General features: G+C 67.1%; 17 protein-coding genes and 1 tRNA gene. 13 read left to right on the forward strand and 5 right to left on the reverse strand.

The features are described from left to right. Window positions 1-86: 86 nt before the first annotated feature. The 6 genes from BM060_RS14095 to BM060_RS14120 all read left to right on the forward strand — a co-directional run bounded on the left by BM060_RS14095 (window position 87) and on the right by BM060_RS14120 (window position 8,120). On the forward strand, window positions 87-992 hold the full coding sequence (locus BM060_RS14095; RefSeq protein ID WP_074980648.1) for a LysR family transcriptional regulator: 906 nt from the start codon (window positions 87-89) through the stop codon (window positions 990-992). Window positions 993-1,121: 129 nt separating this feature from the next. After that, entirely contained in the window at window positions 1,122-2,411 is a 1,290-nt protein-coding gene (locus BM060_RS14100) for an HD-GYP domain-containing protein (RefSeq protein WP_074980649.1), read from the forward strand. Between the two features lie 158 nt (window positions 2,412-2,569). After that, complete coding sequence (locus BM060_RS14105; protein WP_236695232.1) at window positions 2,570-3,055, forward strand: sigma-70 family RNA polymerase sigma factor; 486 nt, start codon at window positions 2,570-2,572, stop codon at window positions 3,053-3,055. A gap of 31 nt (window positions 3,056-3,086) precedes the next feature. Then, a complete protein-coding gene (locus tag BM060_RS14110) occupies window positions 3,087-4,097 on the forward strand; it encodes a FecR family protein (protein WP_159458816.1) in 1,011 nt (336 codons plus the stop codon). Window positions 4,098-4,216: 119 nt separating this feature from the next. Beyond that, on the forward strand, window positions 4,217-7,048 hold the full coding sequence (locus BM060_RS14115) for a secretin and TonB N-terminal domain-containing protein (protein WP_169720926.1): 2,832 nt from the start codon (window positions 4,217-4,219) through the stop codon (window positions 7,046-7,048). Between the two features lie 19 nt (window positions 7,049-7,067). Next, window positions 7,068-8,120 carry a cytochrome-c peroxidase gene (locus BM060_RS14120; RefSeq protein ID WP_245323038.1) on the forward strand — a complete coding sequence of 351 codons (1,053 nt, stop codon included), beginning with the start codon at window positions 7,068-7,070 and terminating at the stop codon, window positions 8,118-8,120. Between the two features lie 203 nt (window positions 8,121-8,323). Here the strand turns inward: BM060_RS14120 and BM060_RS14125 are convergent. Next, window positions 8,324-8,411 (reverse strand) — tRNA-Ser (locus tag BM060_RS14125). Between the two features lie 129 nt (window positions 8,412-8,540). On the opposite strand from BM060_RS14125, the gene BM060_RS14130 reads away from it, so the two are divergent. The 7 genes from BM060_RS14130 (at window position 8,541) to BM060_RS14160 (ending at window position 12,787) form a co-directional block, all read left to right on the forward strand. After that, window positions 8,541-9,206 carry a Bax inhibitor-1/YccA family protein gene (locus BM060_RS14130; RefSeq protein WP_009623200.1) on the forward strand — a complete coding sequence of 222 codons (666 nt, stop codon included), beginning with the start codon at window positions 8,541-8,543 and terminating at the stop codon, window positions 9,204-9,206. Window positions 9,207-9,321: 115 nt separating this feature from the next. Further along, window positions 9,322-9,714, forward strand: a complete 393-nt coding sequence (tusD, locus tag BM060_RS14135) for a sulfurtransferase complex subunit TusD (protein WP_061562079.1) — start codon at window positions 9,322-9,324, stop codon at window positions 9,712-9,714. Next, window positions 9,714-10,073: a sulfurtransferase complex subunit TusC gene (gene tusC / locus BM060_RS14140; RefSeq protein WP_074980650.1), complete on the forward strand. Its 360-nt coding sequence runs from the start codon at window positions 9,714-9,716 to the stop codon at window positions 10,071-10,073. Before tusD ends, tusC begins: the two co-directional genes overlap by 1 nt. After that, complete coding sequence (gene tusB, locus BM060_RS14145) at window positions 10,073-10,372, forward strand: sulfurtransferase complex subunit TusB (protein ID WP_074980651.1); 300 nt, start codon at window positions 10,073-10,075, stop codon at window positions 10,370-10,372. Before tusC ends, tusB begins: the two co-directional genes overlap by 1 nt. Then, window positions 10,369-10,704, forward strand: a complete 336-nt coding sequence (locus BM060_RS14150; protein WP_009623204.1) for a TusE/DsrC/DsvC family sulfur relay protein — start codon at window positions 10,369-10,371, stop codon at window positions 10,702-10,704. The genes tusB and BM060_RS14150 overlap by 4 nt, the downstream gene beginning before the upstream one ends. Continuing rightward, window positions 10,701-11,702, forward strand: coding sequence for a glycosyl transferase family protein (locus tag BM060_RS14155; RefSeq protein WP_074980652.1), 1,002 nt, complete (start codon window positions 10,701-10,703; stop codon window positions 11,700-11,702). Before BM060_RS14150 ends, BM060_RS14155 begins: the two co-directional genes overlap by 4 nt. Before the next feature lie 83 nt (window positions 11,703-11,785). Next, window positions 11,786-12,787: a glutathione S-transferase family protein gene (locus BM060_RS14160; RefSeq protein WP_074980653.1), complete on the forward strand. Its 1,002-nt coding sequence runs from the start codon at window positions 11,786-11,788 to the stop codon at window positions 12,785-12,787. 325 nt (window positions 12,788-13,112) lie between these two features. Here the strand turns inward: BM060_RS14160 and BM060_RS14165 are convergent, their stop codons facing one another. Genes BM060_RS14165 through BM060_RS14180 form a run of 4 tightly spaced genes read right to left on the reverse strand, consistent with a single transcriptional unit; the run spans window position 13,113 to window position 17,495 of the window. Further along, entirely contained in the window at window positions 13,113-13,442 is a 330-nt protein-coding gene (locus BM060_RS14165; protein ID WP_043318304.1) for a lysozyme inhibitor LprI family protein, read from the reverse strand. 17 nt (window positions 13,443-13,459) lie between these two features. Continuing rightward, window positions 13,460-14,845 carry a siroheme synthase CysG gene (cysG, locus tag BM060_RS14170; RefSeq protein ID WP_074980654.1) on the reverse strand — a complete coding sequence of 462 codons (1,386 nt, stop codon included), beginning with the start codon at window positions 14,843-14,845 and terminating at the stop codon, window positions 13,460-13,462. Window position 14,846: 1 nt separating this feature from the next. Then, window positions 14,847-16,127 (reverse strand): serine--tRNA ligase, encoded by a 1,281-nt coding sequence (gene serS / locus BM060_RS14175; RefSeq protein WP_074980655.1) that lies wholly within the window; start codon window positions 16,125-16,127, stop codon window positions 14,847-14,849. A 42-nt stretch (window positions 16,128-16,169) separates the two neighbouring features. Next, a complete protein-coding gene (locus BM060_RS14180) occupies window positions 16,170-17,495 on the reverse strand; it encodes a replication-associated recombination protein A (RefSeq protein ID WP_074980656.1) in 1,326 nt (441 codons plus the stop codon). Window positions 17,496-17,529 lie beyond the last annotated feature (34 nt).

A 17,529-nucleotide genomic window follows, 5' to 3' on the forward strand; every position in this document is an offset into this window, starting at 1 on the left:
CCCGCTCCCCAGCCGGGTAAAACAACAACAATCATCTCGGCGCCCGCCATCGGCAGGCATCCGACGTGCCGACAAGAGCGAATCCGATGCGTTTCTACGGTCTGGACCTCAACCTGCTGGTCGTCCTCGACGTCCTGCTCACCGAACAGAACATCACCCGTGCGGGCGAGCGCCTGCACCTCAGCCAGCCGGCCACCAGCGCCGCCCTCGCCCGCCTGCGCGACTACTTCCAGGACGACCTGCTGGTGCAGATCGGGCGCCGGATGGTGCGCACGCCGGTGGGTGACGGCCTGGCGCTGCCGATCCGCGAGTTGCTGATCCAGATGCGTGCCACCCTGGAAAACCGCGCATTGTTCAAACCTGCGGAATCCAGCCGGAAATTCAGCCTCATCGTCTCCGACTACGTCGGTACCGTGCTGATGCCGGAGGTGAGCCGGCGGATCAACCACTCCGCGCCCCTGTGCTCGATAGAGATGTTCCCGCCGCACAACGCGCCCACCGAACAGATCGAGCGTGGCGAGATCGACCTGCTGCTCCTGCCGGACCTGCAGATCACCACCGAACACCCGTCGCAAGCCCTGTTCCAGGATGAATTCGTCTGCGTGATGTGCCGCGACAACCCGCTGACCGAGGCGACCCTGAGCTTCGAGCAGTACAAGCAGATGAAGCACGTGCTGGTGCGCTGGGGCGAAAAGCGGGTTCCCACCGTGGACGAGTGGTTCCTGCACAAGTTCGACATCGAGCGCCGCTTCGACGTGATCACGAACACCTTCAACAGCGTGCCGTCCTACCTGATAGGCACCGAACGGCTGGCCACGATGCACCGCCTGCTGGCGGAGCGCTGGGTCACCTACCTGCCCCTCAAGATCCTGCCGTTGCCCTGGACCGCCCCACGCCTGACCATCGCCATGCAGTGGAACAAGTACCAGCAGCACGACCCTGGGCTGACCTGGCTGCGCAGCCTGATCGTAGAGGTTGCTGCATCCATCTAGATGTCGACGTTTCTGGAAGCAAACCGACATGCAGCTTTATCGAACACCGGCCTCTACCCCTGCCGCAAGAGTCAGAAAAAATCCTTGAAGCGCCCCGCATAAACAGAAAACAAGAAAACCATTCCACTGATGCAGATCAATGAAACCGATAAAAATGATGTCATATTGACATTATTCGTAAAGAAAACTGCACAGAGAAAACAACGATTGCGTGGCAAAGACAGGGTAAGGATCGATGTTTGCGAATTGACCGTCGGGATGTATGTGCTGGAACTCGACGAGTCCTGGGAGAACACCCCGTTTCTGTTCCGTGGCTTCCAGATCAGGACCCTCAAGGAACTGGAGCGGATCAGGCAGGTAGCCAAGCATGCCTGGGTCGAGGCCCGGTCCCTGCCCGACGGCGTCCCCGGGGATACCCACGCGGAGCTTGTGCCACTCATTGGCAAGGTGGATTTCCGGCAGGAGATAGAGCAGGCGCAGCAGACCTGGGGCGAAGCGCTGGAGGTTTCCCGGGGCCTGCTGGACGCGGTGCGTCTCGGCCAGGCCCTGGACATCCCCGGGGTCAAGCGCACCATCGAGAAGTGCGTCGACAGTATTCTGCGCAACCCCGCGGCAATGCTCTGGCTCACCCAGATCAGGAACAAGGACGACTACACCGCCGAGCACTCGCTGAGAACGGCCATCTATGCGATTTCCCTGGGCCGCAGGCTCGACATGCTGCCACGGGAACTGGTCGATATCGGCATGTGCGGCATGCTCCACGACCTCGGGAAGATCAAGGTTCCGCTACCGATACTGACCAAGAACGGCAGGCTGTCGGCGGACGAATACCTGATCATGCAGACCCACGCCGACAGCGGCCGCAAGCTGCTCATGAGCACCAGCGACGTCCCGCCGGCGGCCGTCGATGCCGCCTACTGCCACCATGAACGCCTGGACGGCAGCGGCTATCCCCGGGGCCTGCGGCACGACAAAATCCCACAAGTGGCGAAGCTGGTAGCGATAGTCGACGCCTATGACGCCATCACCAGCGACAGGGTCTACAGCAAGGGGCGCTCCAGCCTGGAAGCGCTGCGGATAATATTTGATGCAGCCGGCACGCACTTCGACGAGGAGATGGTCGCGCACTTCGTCAAGCTCATCGGCATCTATCCGCCGGGCGAGATCGCCGAGCTGAGCAATGGCGAAGTCGGCATCATCATCGGCTGCCCGCCCGGCAACAAGCTCAAACCCAAGCTGCTGAGAGTGCTGGACGCCGACAAGCAGCCCTGCCGGGAACGGGTCATCGACCTGGCCACGAACCCGAAGGACGACCAGGGAAAACCCTATTACCTCTACCTGGTCCACCCCAGCGGCGCCTTCGGCATCGACATCGAGCACTACCGCAGGAAGGGCCTGCTCGTTCCCGAGAATCTTTAGCCGAGGCCAGGTGCCGGCCTGCCGATCGCGCCCCGGCCTATCTGGCGCTTGCCGCCGTTTACTGAGATGATAATGATTCCCATGTTCGATTAAGCCTCCTCCCCCGCGACCTCAGACTCCCCGGCACCGTGACAGACCCAGGCCAACACAAGCTGCAGTTGTTCCTTACCCACCGTACCGCGCTGGTCACCTACGCCACGCCCATCGTCGGTTGCAGGGCACACGCCGAAGACGTCGTCCAGGAAGCCTGGCTGCGCTTCGCCAGCGCCGAACTGAGCGTCGCCCAACTGCATCAGCCCAGCGCCTACCTGTACCGCATCGTGCGCAACCTGGCGCTGGACTTCGTGCGTCGTCCGCTGCATGGGGAACGGCAGGCGGCGGACGACGATTTCTTCGACTTCCTCAGCGACCCGCGTCCCTCGCCGGAGCAGATCGCCCTGCAGCGCGAGGAGCTGCAGCGCGTGCACCGCGCGCTCGACGAACTGCCCGAGCGCACGCGGCGCGTCTTCGAGCTGTACCGCCTGGAGGGGCTGACCCTGCAGGCCATCGCCGACCAGTTGGAGCTTTCCGTGGGGATGGTCCACAACCTGGTGCGCCAGGCCCTTGGCCACTGCGCGCGGAGCCTGACCGACGATGGACAATGAAGCCTGGCGCCGCGGGCGCAAGCGCCCGACAATGTCCCCCTCCGCCCCCATGGATGAGCAGGACCGCGTGAGCGAGACCGACGAGCGAGACACACCCCTGGACGACGATCCGGTCTGGCAGCAGGCCATGGACTGGCTGATGCGCCTGCGCGACGCGCCGGATTCGATGGAACTGCGCCGGGCCTGCCGCGCCTGGGCCGAGGCCGACCCGCGCCACGCCCAGGCGCTGCGCCAGGTCGGGCGGGCCTGGCAGCTCAGCGGCATGCCTGCCGGAAGCGCGCAGACGCCGAGGCCAGCGCCCGAGGCCGCGCCTGCGGCTCCACGGCCTCGACAGCGTAGGCGCTGGCCATTGGCGCTGGCCGCCTCGCTGCTGCTGGGCGTGCTCGCCTGGGCCCTGCAGCCGGACGATCCCGACCGCTTCAGCGCCCGCGCCAACCGCGAACTGCGCCTGCCCGACGGCAGCCAGGTCTCCCTGGCCGCCGGCAGCCGCCTGGAACTGGCGTTCAGCGGCGACCGGCGGCAGGTCCGTCTGGTGCAGGGAGAGGCCTTCTTCGACGTCGCCCACGATGCCGCGCGGCCCTTCAGCGTCGAGGCCGGCGATGGCGAGGTGACGGTGACCGGCACCGCCTTCGACGTCCGCGCCGAGGGCAAAGCCTGGGAAGTGGCGGTGGCGCGCGGCTCGGTACGCGTCCAGCCGCCGCTGGACCTGCCGCCGCGCCAGTTGGGCCCCGGTGACCGGCTGCGGGTCGAGCTTCCGGGTGGGCAGGCGCGCCAGGAGAAGGTTCCCGCCGAACAGATCGGCGCCTGGCGCCAAGGCCAGTTGCTGGCCAACGACACGCCCCTGCCCGACCTGCTGGCGCAACTGCGGCGCAATTACCCGGGCGTGCTGCTGGTGGACGAAAAGGCCTTCGCCGGCAAGCGCGCCACCGGTATCTACGACCTGCGCGACCCACGCCGCGCGCTGCAGGCCATGGTCCGGCCATTCGGTGGCGAAGTCGGTGGCTGGGGCCCGTTGTGGCTGTCGGTAAATCCTAGGAGATAAGAAATTTCATGCGGCGATTGAAAAAATCGCCGTAGGTTACGTCATTGAGCGCTGAACACGACTGAGAGTCGTTATCAACTGCAACTGGCGCCTCGCGCGCCTTTCGGAGACAGCGCTCCATGAATCTCAACGGGAAGTCCGTAGCCCGCGGCTACGGCCGTTTCTACCTGCCCCTGCGCCGACTCGGCGGCATCGGCCTGCTCTGCCTCACCCCGCTCGCTCCCCTGCCCGCCTGGGCCGCTACCCCGCCCCAGGACGACGAGGCGCCGCTGGAGCACCAGCGGCACTTCGAGATTCCCGCACAATCCCTGGCCTCCGCCCTGCTCGTCTTCGGCCAGCAGAGCGGTCTGCAGGTCAGCGCCGACAGCGAGCTGCTGGAAGGCCTGCGCAGCCCGGCGGTTGCCGGGCGGATGAGCGCCTGGGACGCCCTCGACCGGCTGCTGCAGGGCAGCGGCCTGCACTGGCGCTACGGCGAGCCCAACCTGGTCTCGCTGTTCCGCGTCGACCTGAGCAATGCCGTCTCCGCCGGCGACATGTGGGTGCGTGCCCCGCGGATCCGGAACTTCCAGGGCGAGATGGACTTCGACCGCGAGATCATCGAGCGCATGCCGGCCGGCAACGGCGACATCACCAGCCTGCTGAAGATGAACCCCAACGTGCAGTTCGACGACGCCCAGCTCAGCAGCAAGACGCCCGGGGAGATCGACCCGGCCAACGTCAGCATCAACGGCGCCAAGTACTGGCAGAACCTGTTCCTGGTCGACGGCGTGGGCATGAACAACGACCTCGACCCGGCAGCGGACGCCAGCAGCGCCGTCTCCATGACCGACGTGCCCGGGCGCAGCCAGGGCCTGGCCCTGGACACCGACCTGCTGGAGTCGGTGAAGGTGCTCGACAGCAACGTCCCGGCCTCCTATGGCGGCTTCAATGGCGGGGTGATCGAGGCCAACACGCGGCAGCCGAGCCGCGAGCTGCACGGCAAGGTCTCGGCGCAGATGAGCCGCTCGGAGTGGACGCGCTACCACATCGACCAACGCGACCAGCAGAACTTCGAGGACTCCACCAGCTACGCCAACCAGCCGGAGTTCGACAGGCTGGTGCTGCGCAGCACCCTCGAAGGCCACGTGACCGACGACTTCGGGCTGCTGCTCAACTATTCCTCCAAGCGTTCCACCATTCCACTGAAGGGCTACAACGCGAACACCTACGATGCCCCGGCCGAGGGCATGGACAAGGACCAGACCCGGCGCATCGACAACTACTACCTCAAGGGCGTCTGGCAAGCCCGCGAGGACCTGAGCTTCGAGGGGGCGCTGACCTATGCCCCGCAGGACAACCGCTACTTCATCGTCAACGGCCGCGACTCCATGCTGGACATCAAGTCCGGCGGCTACCAGGCCAACCTGCGGGCGATCTGGGACGCCTCCCTGGCCGAGGTCACCCAGACCGTCGCCTGGTCGCGCATGGACAACTCCCGCGACAGCGAGAAGGACTACTTCAAGGGCTGGCGCTGGTCGCCGGAGAAGAACTGGGGCGCCCCCGGCGCCAGCAGCGCCACGGTGCTCAGCTCCGAGGGCAACTACGGCGACATCGAGCAGCGCCAGACCACCTGGAGCTACAAGCTCAACGCCGACTGGCATCCCTGGCAGGTGCTGGGCAGCCAGCACAAGGTGCAGACCGGTCTGGAGCTGACCCGGCAGAACGCCTACTACGATCGCCTGGAGGAATTCCGGTACGGCTCGCTGCTCAAGGCCACCAGCACCTGCAGCGAAAGCGACTGGTGCTCGCTGAGCCCGACGCCCTACTTCGCCGGCAAGGGCCAGGCCTTCACCCAGCTGAACGTCTACGAAGCCGGCAAGATCGAGTTCGACACCACTGCCTGGGCGCTCTACGCCCAGGACGAGATCGCCATCGGCCGCCTCACCCTGCGCCCCGGCCTGCGCCTGGATGGCGACGACTACATGGACAAGAAGACCCTGGCCCCGCGCTTCGCCGCCGAATACGACCTGTTCGGCGACGGCCGCACGCGCTTCACCGGCGGCGCCAACCGCTACTACGGACGCAACATGTTCGCCTATCGCCTGTACGACGGCCGCAGCGCCCTGCAGTACAAGCTGACGCGGGCCAGCGGCGGCGCCGACTGGGGCTCGCCGGTGCGCACCCTGAACAACACGCGCTTCAACCAGTTGGACATCCCCTACGACGACGAATGGACCCTGGGCATCAGCCAGATGCTCTGGAGCACCGAGTTCGCGCTGAAGTACGTGCACCGCGACGGCCACGACCAGATCATCCGCACCCAGGGCCGCTACCTCGGGCAGCCGGCCAGCGACGACCTGAGCACCAGCTACTACACCTACACCAACGGCGGCAGCAGCGAGAGCGACATCCTCAGCCTGACCATCACCCCACAGCGCCGCTTCGAGCTCGCCGGCACCAGCAGCCTGCTGCAACTGGCCCTGGACTGGACCGACGTGACCAGTTCCAACGTCGACTACGCCACCGCCGTCAGCGAAACCGACCTCGCCGACCCGATCATCCAGTACGACGGCAAGTTCATGCGCTACTCCGAACGCCCGGCGGACAACTTCAACCGGCCCTGGACCGCGCGCCTGACCACCATCACCGAAATCCCCCGGGCCAACCTCACCTGGAGCAACTTCCTGCGCTACCGCGCCGGCTACCGGCAGATTCTCGATACCGGCAAGAAGGTGGACTACCAGGGCTCACCGGTGGAAGTGTGGGAGGAAGAAGACCAGTCCGCCGCCCTCACCTGGGACCTGCGCCTGGCCTGGGAGCAGCCCACCGCCAAGGACCAGGCGCTGTTCGTCAACCTCGACGTGTTCAACGTGCTCGACAAGGTTTCCGTCAGCAGCGTGAACAACAGCAGCGGCATCCCCACCTACGAGGTCGGCCGGCAGTTCTGGGTGGAGGTGGGTTATCGCTTCTAGGACGCTGCTGGCCGCCGGCTTGCTGCTGGCCGGGCTGGCCCGGGCCGACGACTGCGCCACGCACCTGGACGCGCAGCCGGTGGACTACGCCTGCCTGCGCCAGGTCTACAGCCAGCCTTCGGCGAATTGGCCGGCCCCGGACATCAGCCCGGGGCTGGCCTGGCGCGAGCTGGCACCGCTGCCTTCGCCGCCGGCCCTGGACGAGCGCCAGGTCGAACTGGGCCGGCGGCTGTTCTTCGATCCGCTGCTGTCGCGCTCCGGGCAGATCGCCTGCGCCTCCTGCCACGAACCGGACCTGGCCTTCGCCGACGGCCGCCGCGTGTCCTTCGGCCACGACCGCCAGGCCGGAACCCGCAACGCCCCCAGCGTAGCCATGGCCAGCCACTTCACCAACCTGTTCTGGGACGGCCGCGCCGGCAGCCTGGAACAGCAGGCGCTGATGCCAATCGTCGATCCCGTCGAGATGGCCTTCACCCTCGACCCGCTGCTCCAGCGCCTGCGCACGCACCGCGACTATCCACGGGCCTTCGCCGAGGCCTTCGGCCACACGCCGATCGACGCGGCTCAACTGGGCCGGGCACTGGCCACCTACCAGCGCACCCTCGCGCCCCGGCGCAACGCCCTCGACCGCTTCCTGCTGGGCGACGGCAAGGCCCTGAGCGATACCCAGCTGCACGGCCTGCACCTGTTCCGCGGCAAGGCCCGCTGCCTGAACTGCCACCAGGGCGAAGCCTTGAGCGACGACAGCTTCCACAACCTCGGCCTGACCTACTACGGCCGCCGCTACGAGGACCTCGGCCGCTACCGGGTGACCGGCCGCGCCGAAGACGTCGGCGCCTTCCGCACGCCCTCGCTGCGCCAGGTCGCGCGCACCGGCCCCTGGATGCACAACGGCCTGTTCGGCGACCTACGCGGCATCCTCAACATGTACAACGCCGGGATGTTCCACCCGTTGCCGACGGCGCAGCAGAAGAACGACCCGCTGTTCCCGAAGACTTCGCCGCTGCTCGAACCGTTGCGGCTGAATGCGCAGGAGTTGCAGGCCTTACTGGACTTTCTCCAGGCACTGTAGGAAACAAGGCTTAGGCGTCATGCGGGATGTCAGCCCAATCCTCCACGCGGGCACCCAGTGTGGTGATCGAACAAACCAAGTGGCGCTGCGATACGGAAGTGGCGTTAAGCATGCGGAAATGATCCGGCAGCATAATCCCCTGCATTCGGAACCGGCCAGAAACGCAAAAGCCCCGCAGTGCGGGGCTTTCAGCTTGGGCAAGATGGCGGAAGCGCAGAGATTCGAACTCTGGGGGCTGTTACACCCGGCGGTTTTCAAGACCGCTGCCTTAAACCACTCGGCCACACTTCCTTTCGGGGGCGCATAGTACCGGATCGCAACACACTGTCAAACTCTGATCCTACGTCTGACAGGCGGCTTTGATATCATCACTGCAACTATGGTCACGGAATCCCATTCCGCTTACAGGAGTGTCTAGCCATGCAAGAACGGCAATATCTCAACCCCGCCGCGGCGGAACAACGGGAAGTCAGCGGAGTCCTGCGCAACACCTACGGCCTGCTGGCCATGACCCTGGCCTTCAGCGGCCTGGTCGCCTACGTCTCGCAACAGCTGCACCTGCCCCACCCGGGCCTGCTGCTGACCCTGGTCGGCTTCTACGGCCTGTTCTTCGCCACCCTCAAGCTGCGCGACAGCGGCTGGGGCCTGGTCACCACCTTCGCCCTCACCGGTTTCATGGGCTACACCCTCGGCCCGATCCTGAACCTGTACCTGGGCATGGCCAACGGCGCCAGCATCATTTCCTCGGCGTTCTTCATGACCGCCCTGGTGTTCTTCGGCCTGTCCGCCTACGTGCTGACCACCCGCAAGGACATGAGCTTCCTGTCCGGCTTCATCACCGCCGGCTTCTTCGTCCTGCTGGGCGCCATGCTGGTCTCGCTGTTCTTCCAGATCAGCGGCCTGCAACTGGCGATCAGCGCCGGCTTCGTGCTGTTCTCCTCGGCGGCCATCCTGTTCCAGACCAGCGCCATCATCCACGGTGGCGAGCGCAACTACATCATGGCCACCATCAGCCTGTACGTGTCGATCTACAACATGTTCCTCAGCCTGCTGCAGATCTTCGGCATCATGGGCAGCGACGACTGACGCTTCCCGGCAACACCGGAAAAGCCCGCCTTGGCGGGCTTTTTCCTTTTCCGGCGCAGCAAAATCCCCGCGCTGGCCTTATCATCGCGCTGTAATCCGCCGACCGGCCCATGCCATGAAATTCGCCATCGCCCTCTTCGCCCCGCCCCACTCGCCCGCCGCCCGGCGCGCCCTGCGCTTCGCCGAGGCGGTGCTCGCCGGCGGCCACGAGATCGTCCGCCTGTTCTTCTACCAGGACGGCGTGCACAGCGCTTCGAGCAACCCAGTGAGCGGCCAGGACGAACTGGATGTGGCAGCGGCCTGGACGCGCTTCGTCGGCGAGCACCGCCTCGATGCCGTGGTGTGCATCGCCGCCGCCCTGCGCCGCGGCGTGCTCAACGCCGAGGAAGCCGCCCGCTACCAGCGCCCGGCGGCCAACCTGCAGGCGCCCTGGGAGCTATCCGGCCTCGGCCAGCTGCATGAAGCGACGCAGATGGCGGACCGCCTGGTCTGCTTCGGAGGCGACTGATGGCCAAGTCCCTGCTGATCGTCAGCCGCCAGGCCCCGTGGAGCGGCCCCGGCGCCCGCGAGGCGCTGGACATCGCCCTGGCCGGCGGCGCCTTCGACCTGCCCATCGCCTTCCTTTTCCTCGATGACGGGGTGTTCCAGTTGGCTCCGGGCCAGCAACCCACCAGCCTCGAACAGAAGGATTTGCAGGCCAACCTGCAGGCCCTGCCGCTGTTCGGTGTCGAAAGGCTCTACGCCGCCAAGCGCAGCCTCGCCGAGCGTGGCCTGGCCGACACCGGTCTGAGCCTGCCGGTGGAGGTGCTGGACGACCTCGCATTGCGCCAGCTGACCCAGCAATACGACCAGGTGATCACCCTCTGATGAGCACGCTGCATCTGCTTTCCCATTCCCCGTTCGGCGACGACCGCTTCGACAGCTGCCTGCTGTTGCTGTCCCACGACGACGGCCTGCTGCTCAGCGGCGATGCCGTCTACGCCCTCACCGCCGGCAGTGCACCGCGCCAACGCCTGGAGCACCTACCCAACGCCTGCTTCGCTCTCGCCGAGGACCTGCAGGCGCGCGGCCTGCAGGAACATCTGCCAGCCAACCTGAAGGCCGTGGACTACCCCGCCTTCGTCGACCTCTGCACCCGCTACGACAAGGTCAACGCCTGGCTATGACTACCCTCACGGTGGAAGGGCGCGCCATCGCCCTGGACAAGGACGGCTACCTGCAATACCTGGACGACTGGTCGGTAGCCGCCGCCGAAGCCCTGGCCCGCCAGGAAGGCCTGCACCTCACGCCGGAACACTGGGAAATCCTCCACCTGCTGCGCGAGTTCTATGCGCAGTTCCAGCTGTCGCCGGCCAACCGCCCGCTGATCAAGTACGTGGCCCAGCGCCTGGGCGCGGAAAAGGGCAGCAGCCTGCACCTCAACCTCCTGTTCAAGGGCACCCCGGCCAAGCTTGCCGCCAAGCTCGCCGGCCTGCCGAAGCCGACCAATTGCCTATGACCGCCACGCCTCTCGTCCTGCAGACACCCGCCGAGCATCCTTTCGCGCAGTTCGTGCGCATCCTCGGCAAGGGCAAGCGCGGCGCGCGCAGCCTGACCCGCGAGGAAGCCCGCGAGGCCCTGGGCATGATCCTCGACGGCCAGGTCGAAGAGGCGCAGCTGGGTGCCTTCCTGATGCTGCTGCGGCACAAGGAGGAAAGCGCCGATGAGCTGGCCGGCTTCACCGAGGCCGTGCGCGCGCGCCTGGACGCGCCGCGGATCGCCGTCGACCTCGACTGGCCCAGCTATGCCGGCAAGAAGCGCCACCTGCCCTGGTACCTGCTCGTCGCCAAGTGCCTGGCCGGCAGCGGCACGCGCATCCTCCTGCACGGCGGCGGCGCGCACACCGCCGGGCGCCTGTACACCGAGCAGTTGCTGCAGACGCTGGACATCCCGCTGTGCCGCGACTGGAACGCCGTGGGCGAAGCGCTCGACCAGGGCGGCCTGGCCTTCGCCCCGCTGGTGGACTGGATGCCGCTGCTGCAGCGGATGATCGACCTGCGCAACACCCTCGGCCTGCGCTCGCCCATCCACTCACTGGTGCGCCTGCTCAACCCGCTGGGCGCGCACTGCATCCTGCAGAGCATCTTCCACCCCGGCTACCAGGAAACCCACCGCGAAGGCAGCCGCCTGCTCGGCGACCGCGCCATCGTGATCAAGGGCGAAGGCGGCGAGATCGAGATCAACCCGGACAGCCCGGCGCATCTCTACGGCACCGAAGCGGGCCAGAGCTGGGACGAGGAATGGCCGGCCCTCTCGGCGCTGCGCCACGTCAAGCCGGAGCGCCTGGAGCCGCAGGTGCTGGTCGAATTCTGGCGTGGCGAGCGGGAGGACGCCTACGGCGAACTGGCGGTGGTCGCCACCATCGCCCTGGGCCTGCGCGGGTTGGGCCGCGACCGCGAGGCGGCCTTCGCCGAGGCCCGGCAACGCTGGGCCGCCCGGGACAGATCGATCGGGTAGATAGCTTCTACCCTGTTTTTGCAGCGATCCATCGATAGCAAGGGCGTAGACTGGTTCCCATTCCCTTTCCTGAGGAGCCAGTCATGGGACAGCTCATCGATGGCCGCTGGCAAGACCAGTGGTACGACACCAGCAAGGATGGCCGCTTCCAGCGCGAGAACGCGCAACGCCGCAACTGGGTCTCCGCCGACGGCCAGCCCGGCCCCAGCGGCGAAGGCGGCTTCCGCGCCGAGGCCGGGCGCTACCACCTGTACGTCTCCCTCGCCTGCCCCTGGGCGCACCGCACGCTGATCTACCGCCAGCTCAAGGGCCTGGCCGGGCTGATCGACGTTTCGGTGGTCAGTTGGCTGATGCGGGAGAACGGCTGGACCTTCGACCGCAGCCTGGGCTCCACCGGCGACGCCCTGGACGGCCTGGAGTTCCTGCACCAGCGCTACACCCGCGACGATCCGCACTACACCGGCCGCGTCACCGTGCCGGTGCTGTGGGACAAGCAGCGCAAGCGGATCGTCAGCAATGAGTCGGCGGAAATCATCCGCATGTTCAACTCGGCCTTCGACGGCCTGACCGGCAACGATCTGGACCTCTATCCCACAGCCTTGCAGGGCGAGATCGACGCGCTGAACGAGCGCATCTACCCGGCGGTGAACAACGGCGTGTACCGTGCCGGCTTCGCTACCAGCCAGGAAGCCTATGAGGAAGCGTTCGTCACTCTGTTCGAGGAACTGGACTGCCTGGAGAAGCGCCTGGGCGAACGGCGCTACCTGACCGGCGAATACCTGACCGAGGCCGATATCCGCCTGTTCACCACGCTGATCCGCTTCGACGCCGTGTACCACGGGCACTTCAAGTGCAACCTGTGGCGCCTGGCCGACTACCCGAACCTGTCCGGCTGGCTGCGCGAGCTGTACCAGTTGCCGGGGGTGGCGGGCACGGTGAACTTCCAGCACATCAAGAATCACTATTACGGCAGCCACCACACCATCAACCCAACCGGCATAGTGCCGCTGGGGCCTCAGCAGGATTTCAGCGGGCCGCACGGGCGCGAGCATCTGCCGGGCAAGGGGATTGCGCGCAAGGGCTGAGACCCGGGCTATTCGTAGGATCGAGGGGGACGCCTAGTCCTTGCTCGCGAAGGGGTTTGCCGGGGGAGTAGGTGCTGGGTTTAGAGCACCCTCTCCCCAACCCTCTCCCTGAAGGGAGAGGGGGCTGTCCTGAGTGGACAGTGAGTTCGGAGTAATCCTGAAAGTCCTATCTATCCCCGCCCTTCCCGCGAGCACGAAAACGTAGGGCGTATAACCGTTCGCGGTTATACGCCGTCGGCCCGAGCACTGAAGCCAAGGACAGCAGCGCATTCGCCCCCGTAGGAGCGGGCCCTTGCCCGCGATTCGCGGGTGAACAAAGCGGGGCTCAGAGCGGCTTGTCGATGCCGTCGTAGATCTTCTGCAGGGCGTCCAGGCGTTCCTGGTAGCGCTGCTTCAGGCAGGCCTTGTCGCGGCCGCAGGCGCGGCGCTGGTCCAGCCAGGCGAGTTGGGCATCGCCCATGTTGCCGCGCATGCCCATGGCGAACAGGCCGCTGAGCAGGCGGTAGGTGGTGGCCATCTGCACGTCCAGTTCGGACAGCTGGCGGTCGGCGCAGATGGCTTTTTCGTCGGCGTGGCGGGCCTTCTTGCAGTCGAAGCTGGCGGCGCCGGCCGGCAAGGCGGCGGCAGCCAGGGCGCAAGCCGCACCCCAGGCCATCGCCGCATGCCAGACCTTCATGGCTGGCCTTCGAACCAGGCTAGCTTGTCGCGCAGGGTGACCACTTCGCCGACGATGACCAACGTCGGCGCGTGCACTTCGTGCTCGGCGACCAGTTGCGGCAGGTTGGCCAGGGTGCCGGTGAACACGCGCTGATGTTCGGTGGTGCCCTGCTGGATCAGCGCTGCGGGGGTGTCGGCGGAGCGGCCGTGGCGCACCAGTTCCTCGCAGATTACCGGCAGGCCCACCAGGCCCATGTAGAACACCAGGGTCTGGCCCGGCGCCACCAGGTCGTTCCACGGCAGGTCGGTGCTGCCGTCCTTCAGGTGGCCGGTGACGAAGCGCACCGACTGCGCATAGTCACGGTGGGTCAGCGGAATGCCGGCGTAGGCCGCGCAGCCGCTGGCCGCGGTGATGCCCGGCACCACCTGGAAGGGAATGCCGTTGGCCGCCAGTTCGTCGATTTCCTCGCCGCCACGGCCGAAGATGAACGGATCGCCGCCCTTCAGGCGCAGCACGCGCTTGCCCTGTTTGGCCAGCTCGACCAGCTTGCGGTTGATCTCGTCCTGCGGCACGGCGTGGTCGGCGCGACGCTTGCCGACGTACAGGCGGTCGGCGTCGCGGCGGCACAGTTCGAGGATGGCCGGGGCCACCAGGCGGTCGTAGAGCACCACGTCGGCCTGCTGCATCAGGCGCAGGGCGCGGAAGGTCAGCAGGTCCGGGTCGCCCGGGCCGGCGCCGACCAGGTAGACCTCGCCGCGGGCCTCGGCCTGGCCGTTTTCCAGCTTGTCGGCCAACAGGCGCTCGGCTTCCGCCGGCTGCCCGGCGAGCATGCGTTCGGCCACCGGGCCCTGGAACACTTCCTCCCAGAACTGGCGGCGCTGCTGCAGGTCCGGCAGGCGCTGCTTGACCGCTTCGCGGAAGCGGCTGGCCAGCCCGGCCAGTTGGCCGTAGGTGGCGGGAATCCAGGTTTCCAGCTTGGCCCGCAGCAGGCGCGCCAGCACCGGCGCGTCGCCGCCGCTGGAGACCGCCAGCAGCAAGGGCGAGCGATCGACGATGGCGGGGAAGATCACACTGCACAGCGCCGGCGCATCCACTACGTTGACCGGCACACCGCGGGCGTGGGCATCGCGGGACACCTGGGCGTTCAGCGGCTCGTCGTCGGTGGCGGCGATGACCAGCACGCAGTCGCCGAGGTCAGCCTCGGCGTAGCGGCGTTCCAGCAGTTCGCCACCGCCCTGCTCCACCAGCTCGCGCAACTCGCTGTGGACCTGCGGCGCGACCACGCGCAGCACGGCGCCGGCACTGTCGAGCAGGCGCGCCTTGCGCAGGGCGACTTCACCGCCGCCGACCAGAAGTGCGCGACGCCCGCGCAGGACGTGGAACAGCGGCAGCGCATCCATCTCAGCCGATCACCTCGATGCCGCCCATGTAGGGCTTGAGCACCTCGGGTACGCGGATGCTGCCGTCGGCCTGCTGGTAGTTTTCCAGCACGGCGACCAGGGTGCGGCCCACCGCCAGGCCGGAGCCGTTGAGGGTGTGCAGCAGTTCCGGCTTGCCGGTTTCCGGGTTGCGGAAGCGCGCCTGCATGCGGCGGGCCTGGAAGTCGCCGCAGTTGGAGCAGGAGGAAATCTCGCGGTACTTGTCCTGGCTCGGCACCCAGACTTCCAGGTCGTAGGTCTTGGCCGCGCTGAAGCCCATGTCGCCGGTGCACAGGGCCAGCACGCGGTACGGCAGCTCCAGGGCCTGCAGCACCTTCTCGGCGTTGCCGACCAGGCTTTCCAGGGCTTCCCAGGACTTCGTCGGCTCGACGATCTGCACCATCTCGACCTTGTCGAACTGGTGCTGGCGGATCATCCCGCGGGTGTCGCGGCCCGAGGCGCCGGCTTCGCTGCGGAAGCATGGGGTGTGGGCGACGAACTTCAGCGGCAGCTCCTTGGCGTCGAGGATCTGCCCGGCGACGATGTTGGTCAGCGAAACCTCGGCGGTGGGAATCAGGTACAGGTCGGCTTCGCCGTCGCGGCCGATCTTGAACAGGTCTTCCTCGAACTTCGGCAGCTGGCCGGTGCCCTGCAGGGCCGGGGCCTGCACCAGGTACGGGGTGTAGGCCTCCTCGTAGCCGTGCTCGCGGGTGTGCAGGTCGATCATGAACTGCGCCAGGGCGCGGTGCAGGCGGGCGATCGGGCCGCGCATCAGGGCGAAGCGGGCGCCGGACAGCCGTGCGGCGGTCTCGAAGTCCAGCCAGCCGTGCTGCTCGCCGAGGGCGACGTGGTCCTTGATCGCGAAGTCGAAGCTGCCCGGGGTGCCCCAGCGGCGCACTTCCAGGTTGTCTTCCTCGTCCGCGCCGACCGGCACCGACTCATGGGGCAGGTTGGGGATGGTCAGCAGCTGGGCGTCCAACTCGGCCTGGATCGCATCCAGCTCGCGCTTGCCGGCTTCCAGCTCGTCGGCCATGCGGTTGACCTCGGCCTTGAGCGGCTCGACGTCCTCGCCACGCTTCATGGCCTGGCCGATCGCCTTGGAGCGCGTGTTGCGCTCGGCCTGCAGGGTTTCGGTGCGGGTCTGCACGGCCTTGCGCTGGTTCTCCAGCGCTTCGATGCGCGCCACGTCCAGGGTGAAGCCGCGGGCGGCGAGGCGGTCGGCCACTTCCTGCGGCTGGGTGCGTACCAGTTTGGAATCGAGCATGGTCTGTTCTCGTGTCTAGTGTCGGCGGCGTGCGGGCGCCGCTCAGGATTTTCTGCGTTTTCTCGGGCTGGCCCGGTCCAGGGCCGCCAGGTGCTTGAGCTTCTCGCCGATCTTCAGTTCCAGGCCGCGGGGCACGGGCTGGTAATACTGGCGCGGTTCGAGCTGTTCAGGGAAGTAGTCTTCCCCGGCGGCATAGGCGTCGGGCTCGTCATGGGCATAACGATACTCCTCGCCGTAGCCGAGATTCTTCATCAGTTTGGTCGGTGCGTTGCGCAGGTGCAGCGGCACTTCCAGCGAGCCGTTCTCGGCCACATCGCGGCGCGCTGTGTTGTAGGCGTTGTAGACGGCGTTGCTCTTCGGCGCGCAGGCCAGGTAGACGATGGCCTGGGCGATGGCCAGCTCGCCTTCGGGGCTGCCCAGGCGCTCCTGCACGTCCCAGGCGTGCAGGCACAGGGTCAGCGCGCGGGGGTCGGCGTTGCCGATGTCCTCGCTGGCCATGCGCACCACGCGGCGGGCGATGTAGAGCGGGTCGCAGCCGCCGTCGAGCATGCGTGCGTACCAGTAGAGCGCGCCATCGGGACTGGAGCCGCGCACCGACTTGTGCAGCGCGCTGATCTGGTCGTAGAAGGCCTCGCCGCCCTTGTCGAAGCGCCGGCGGCTGTCGCCCAGCAGGTTCTGCAGCAGTTCGGCGCTGATCTCGCCGCCGTCCTCGGCCAGGTCGGAGGCGTTCTCCAGCAGGTTGAGCAGGCGCCGGCCGTCACCGTCGGCGGCGGCCATGAGGATGGCGAAGCTCTCCTCCGGCAGGCTCAGGTGGCGCTTGCCCAGGCCCTTGTCCTCGCTCAGGGCGCGCTGCACCAGCTTGCGCAGGGCGGCTTCGTCCAGGCTTTTCAGCACGTAGACGCGGGCCCGCGAGAGCAGCGCGTTGTTCAGCTCGAACGAGGGGTTCTCGGTGGTAGCACCGATGAAGATCAGGGTGCCGTCTTCGACGTAGGGCAGGAAGGCGTCCTGCTGGCTCTTGTTGAAGCGGTGCACCTCGTCGACGAAGAGGATGGTGCGGCGACCGTACTGCGCGGCCTGCTGCTTGGCCATCTCCACCGACTGGCGGATTTCCTTCACCCCCGAGAGCACCGCGGAGATGGTCTCGAAGTGGGCGTCGGAGACCTGCGCCAGCAGCTTGGCCAGGGTGGTCTTGCCCACGCCCGGCGGGCCCCAGAAGATCATCGAGTGCAGCGCGCCCTGCTCCAGCGCCTCGCGCAGCGGCTTGCCGCGGGCGAGCAGGTGCTCCTGGCCGACGTATTCGTCCAGGCTGGCGGCGCGCAGGCGCGCGGCCAGGGGCTGGGCTACGGGTTCGGAACGGAACAGGTCCACGCTGCTACCTCATGGGCGCCGCGCCAGGCGGCGG

It is taken from the genome of Pseudomonas citronellolis, assembly GCF_900112375.1.
Lineage (GTDB): Bacteria > Pseudomonadota > Gammaproteobacteria > Pseudomonadales > Pseudomonadaceae > Pseudomonas > Pseudomonas citronellolis.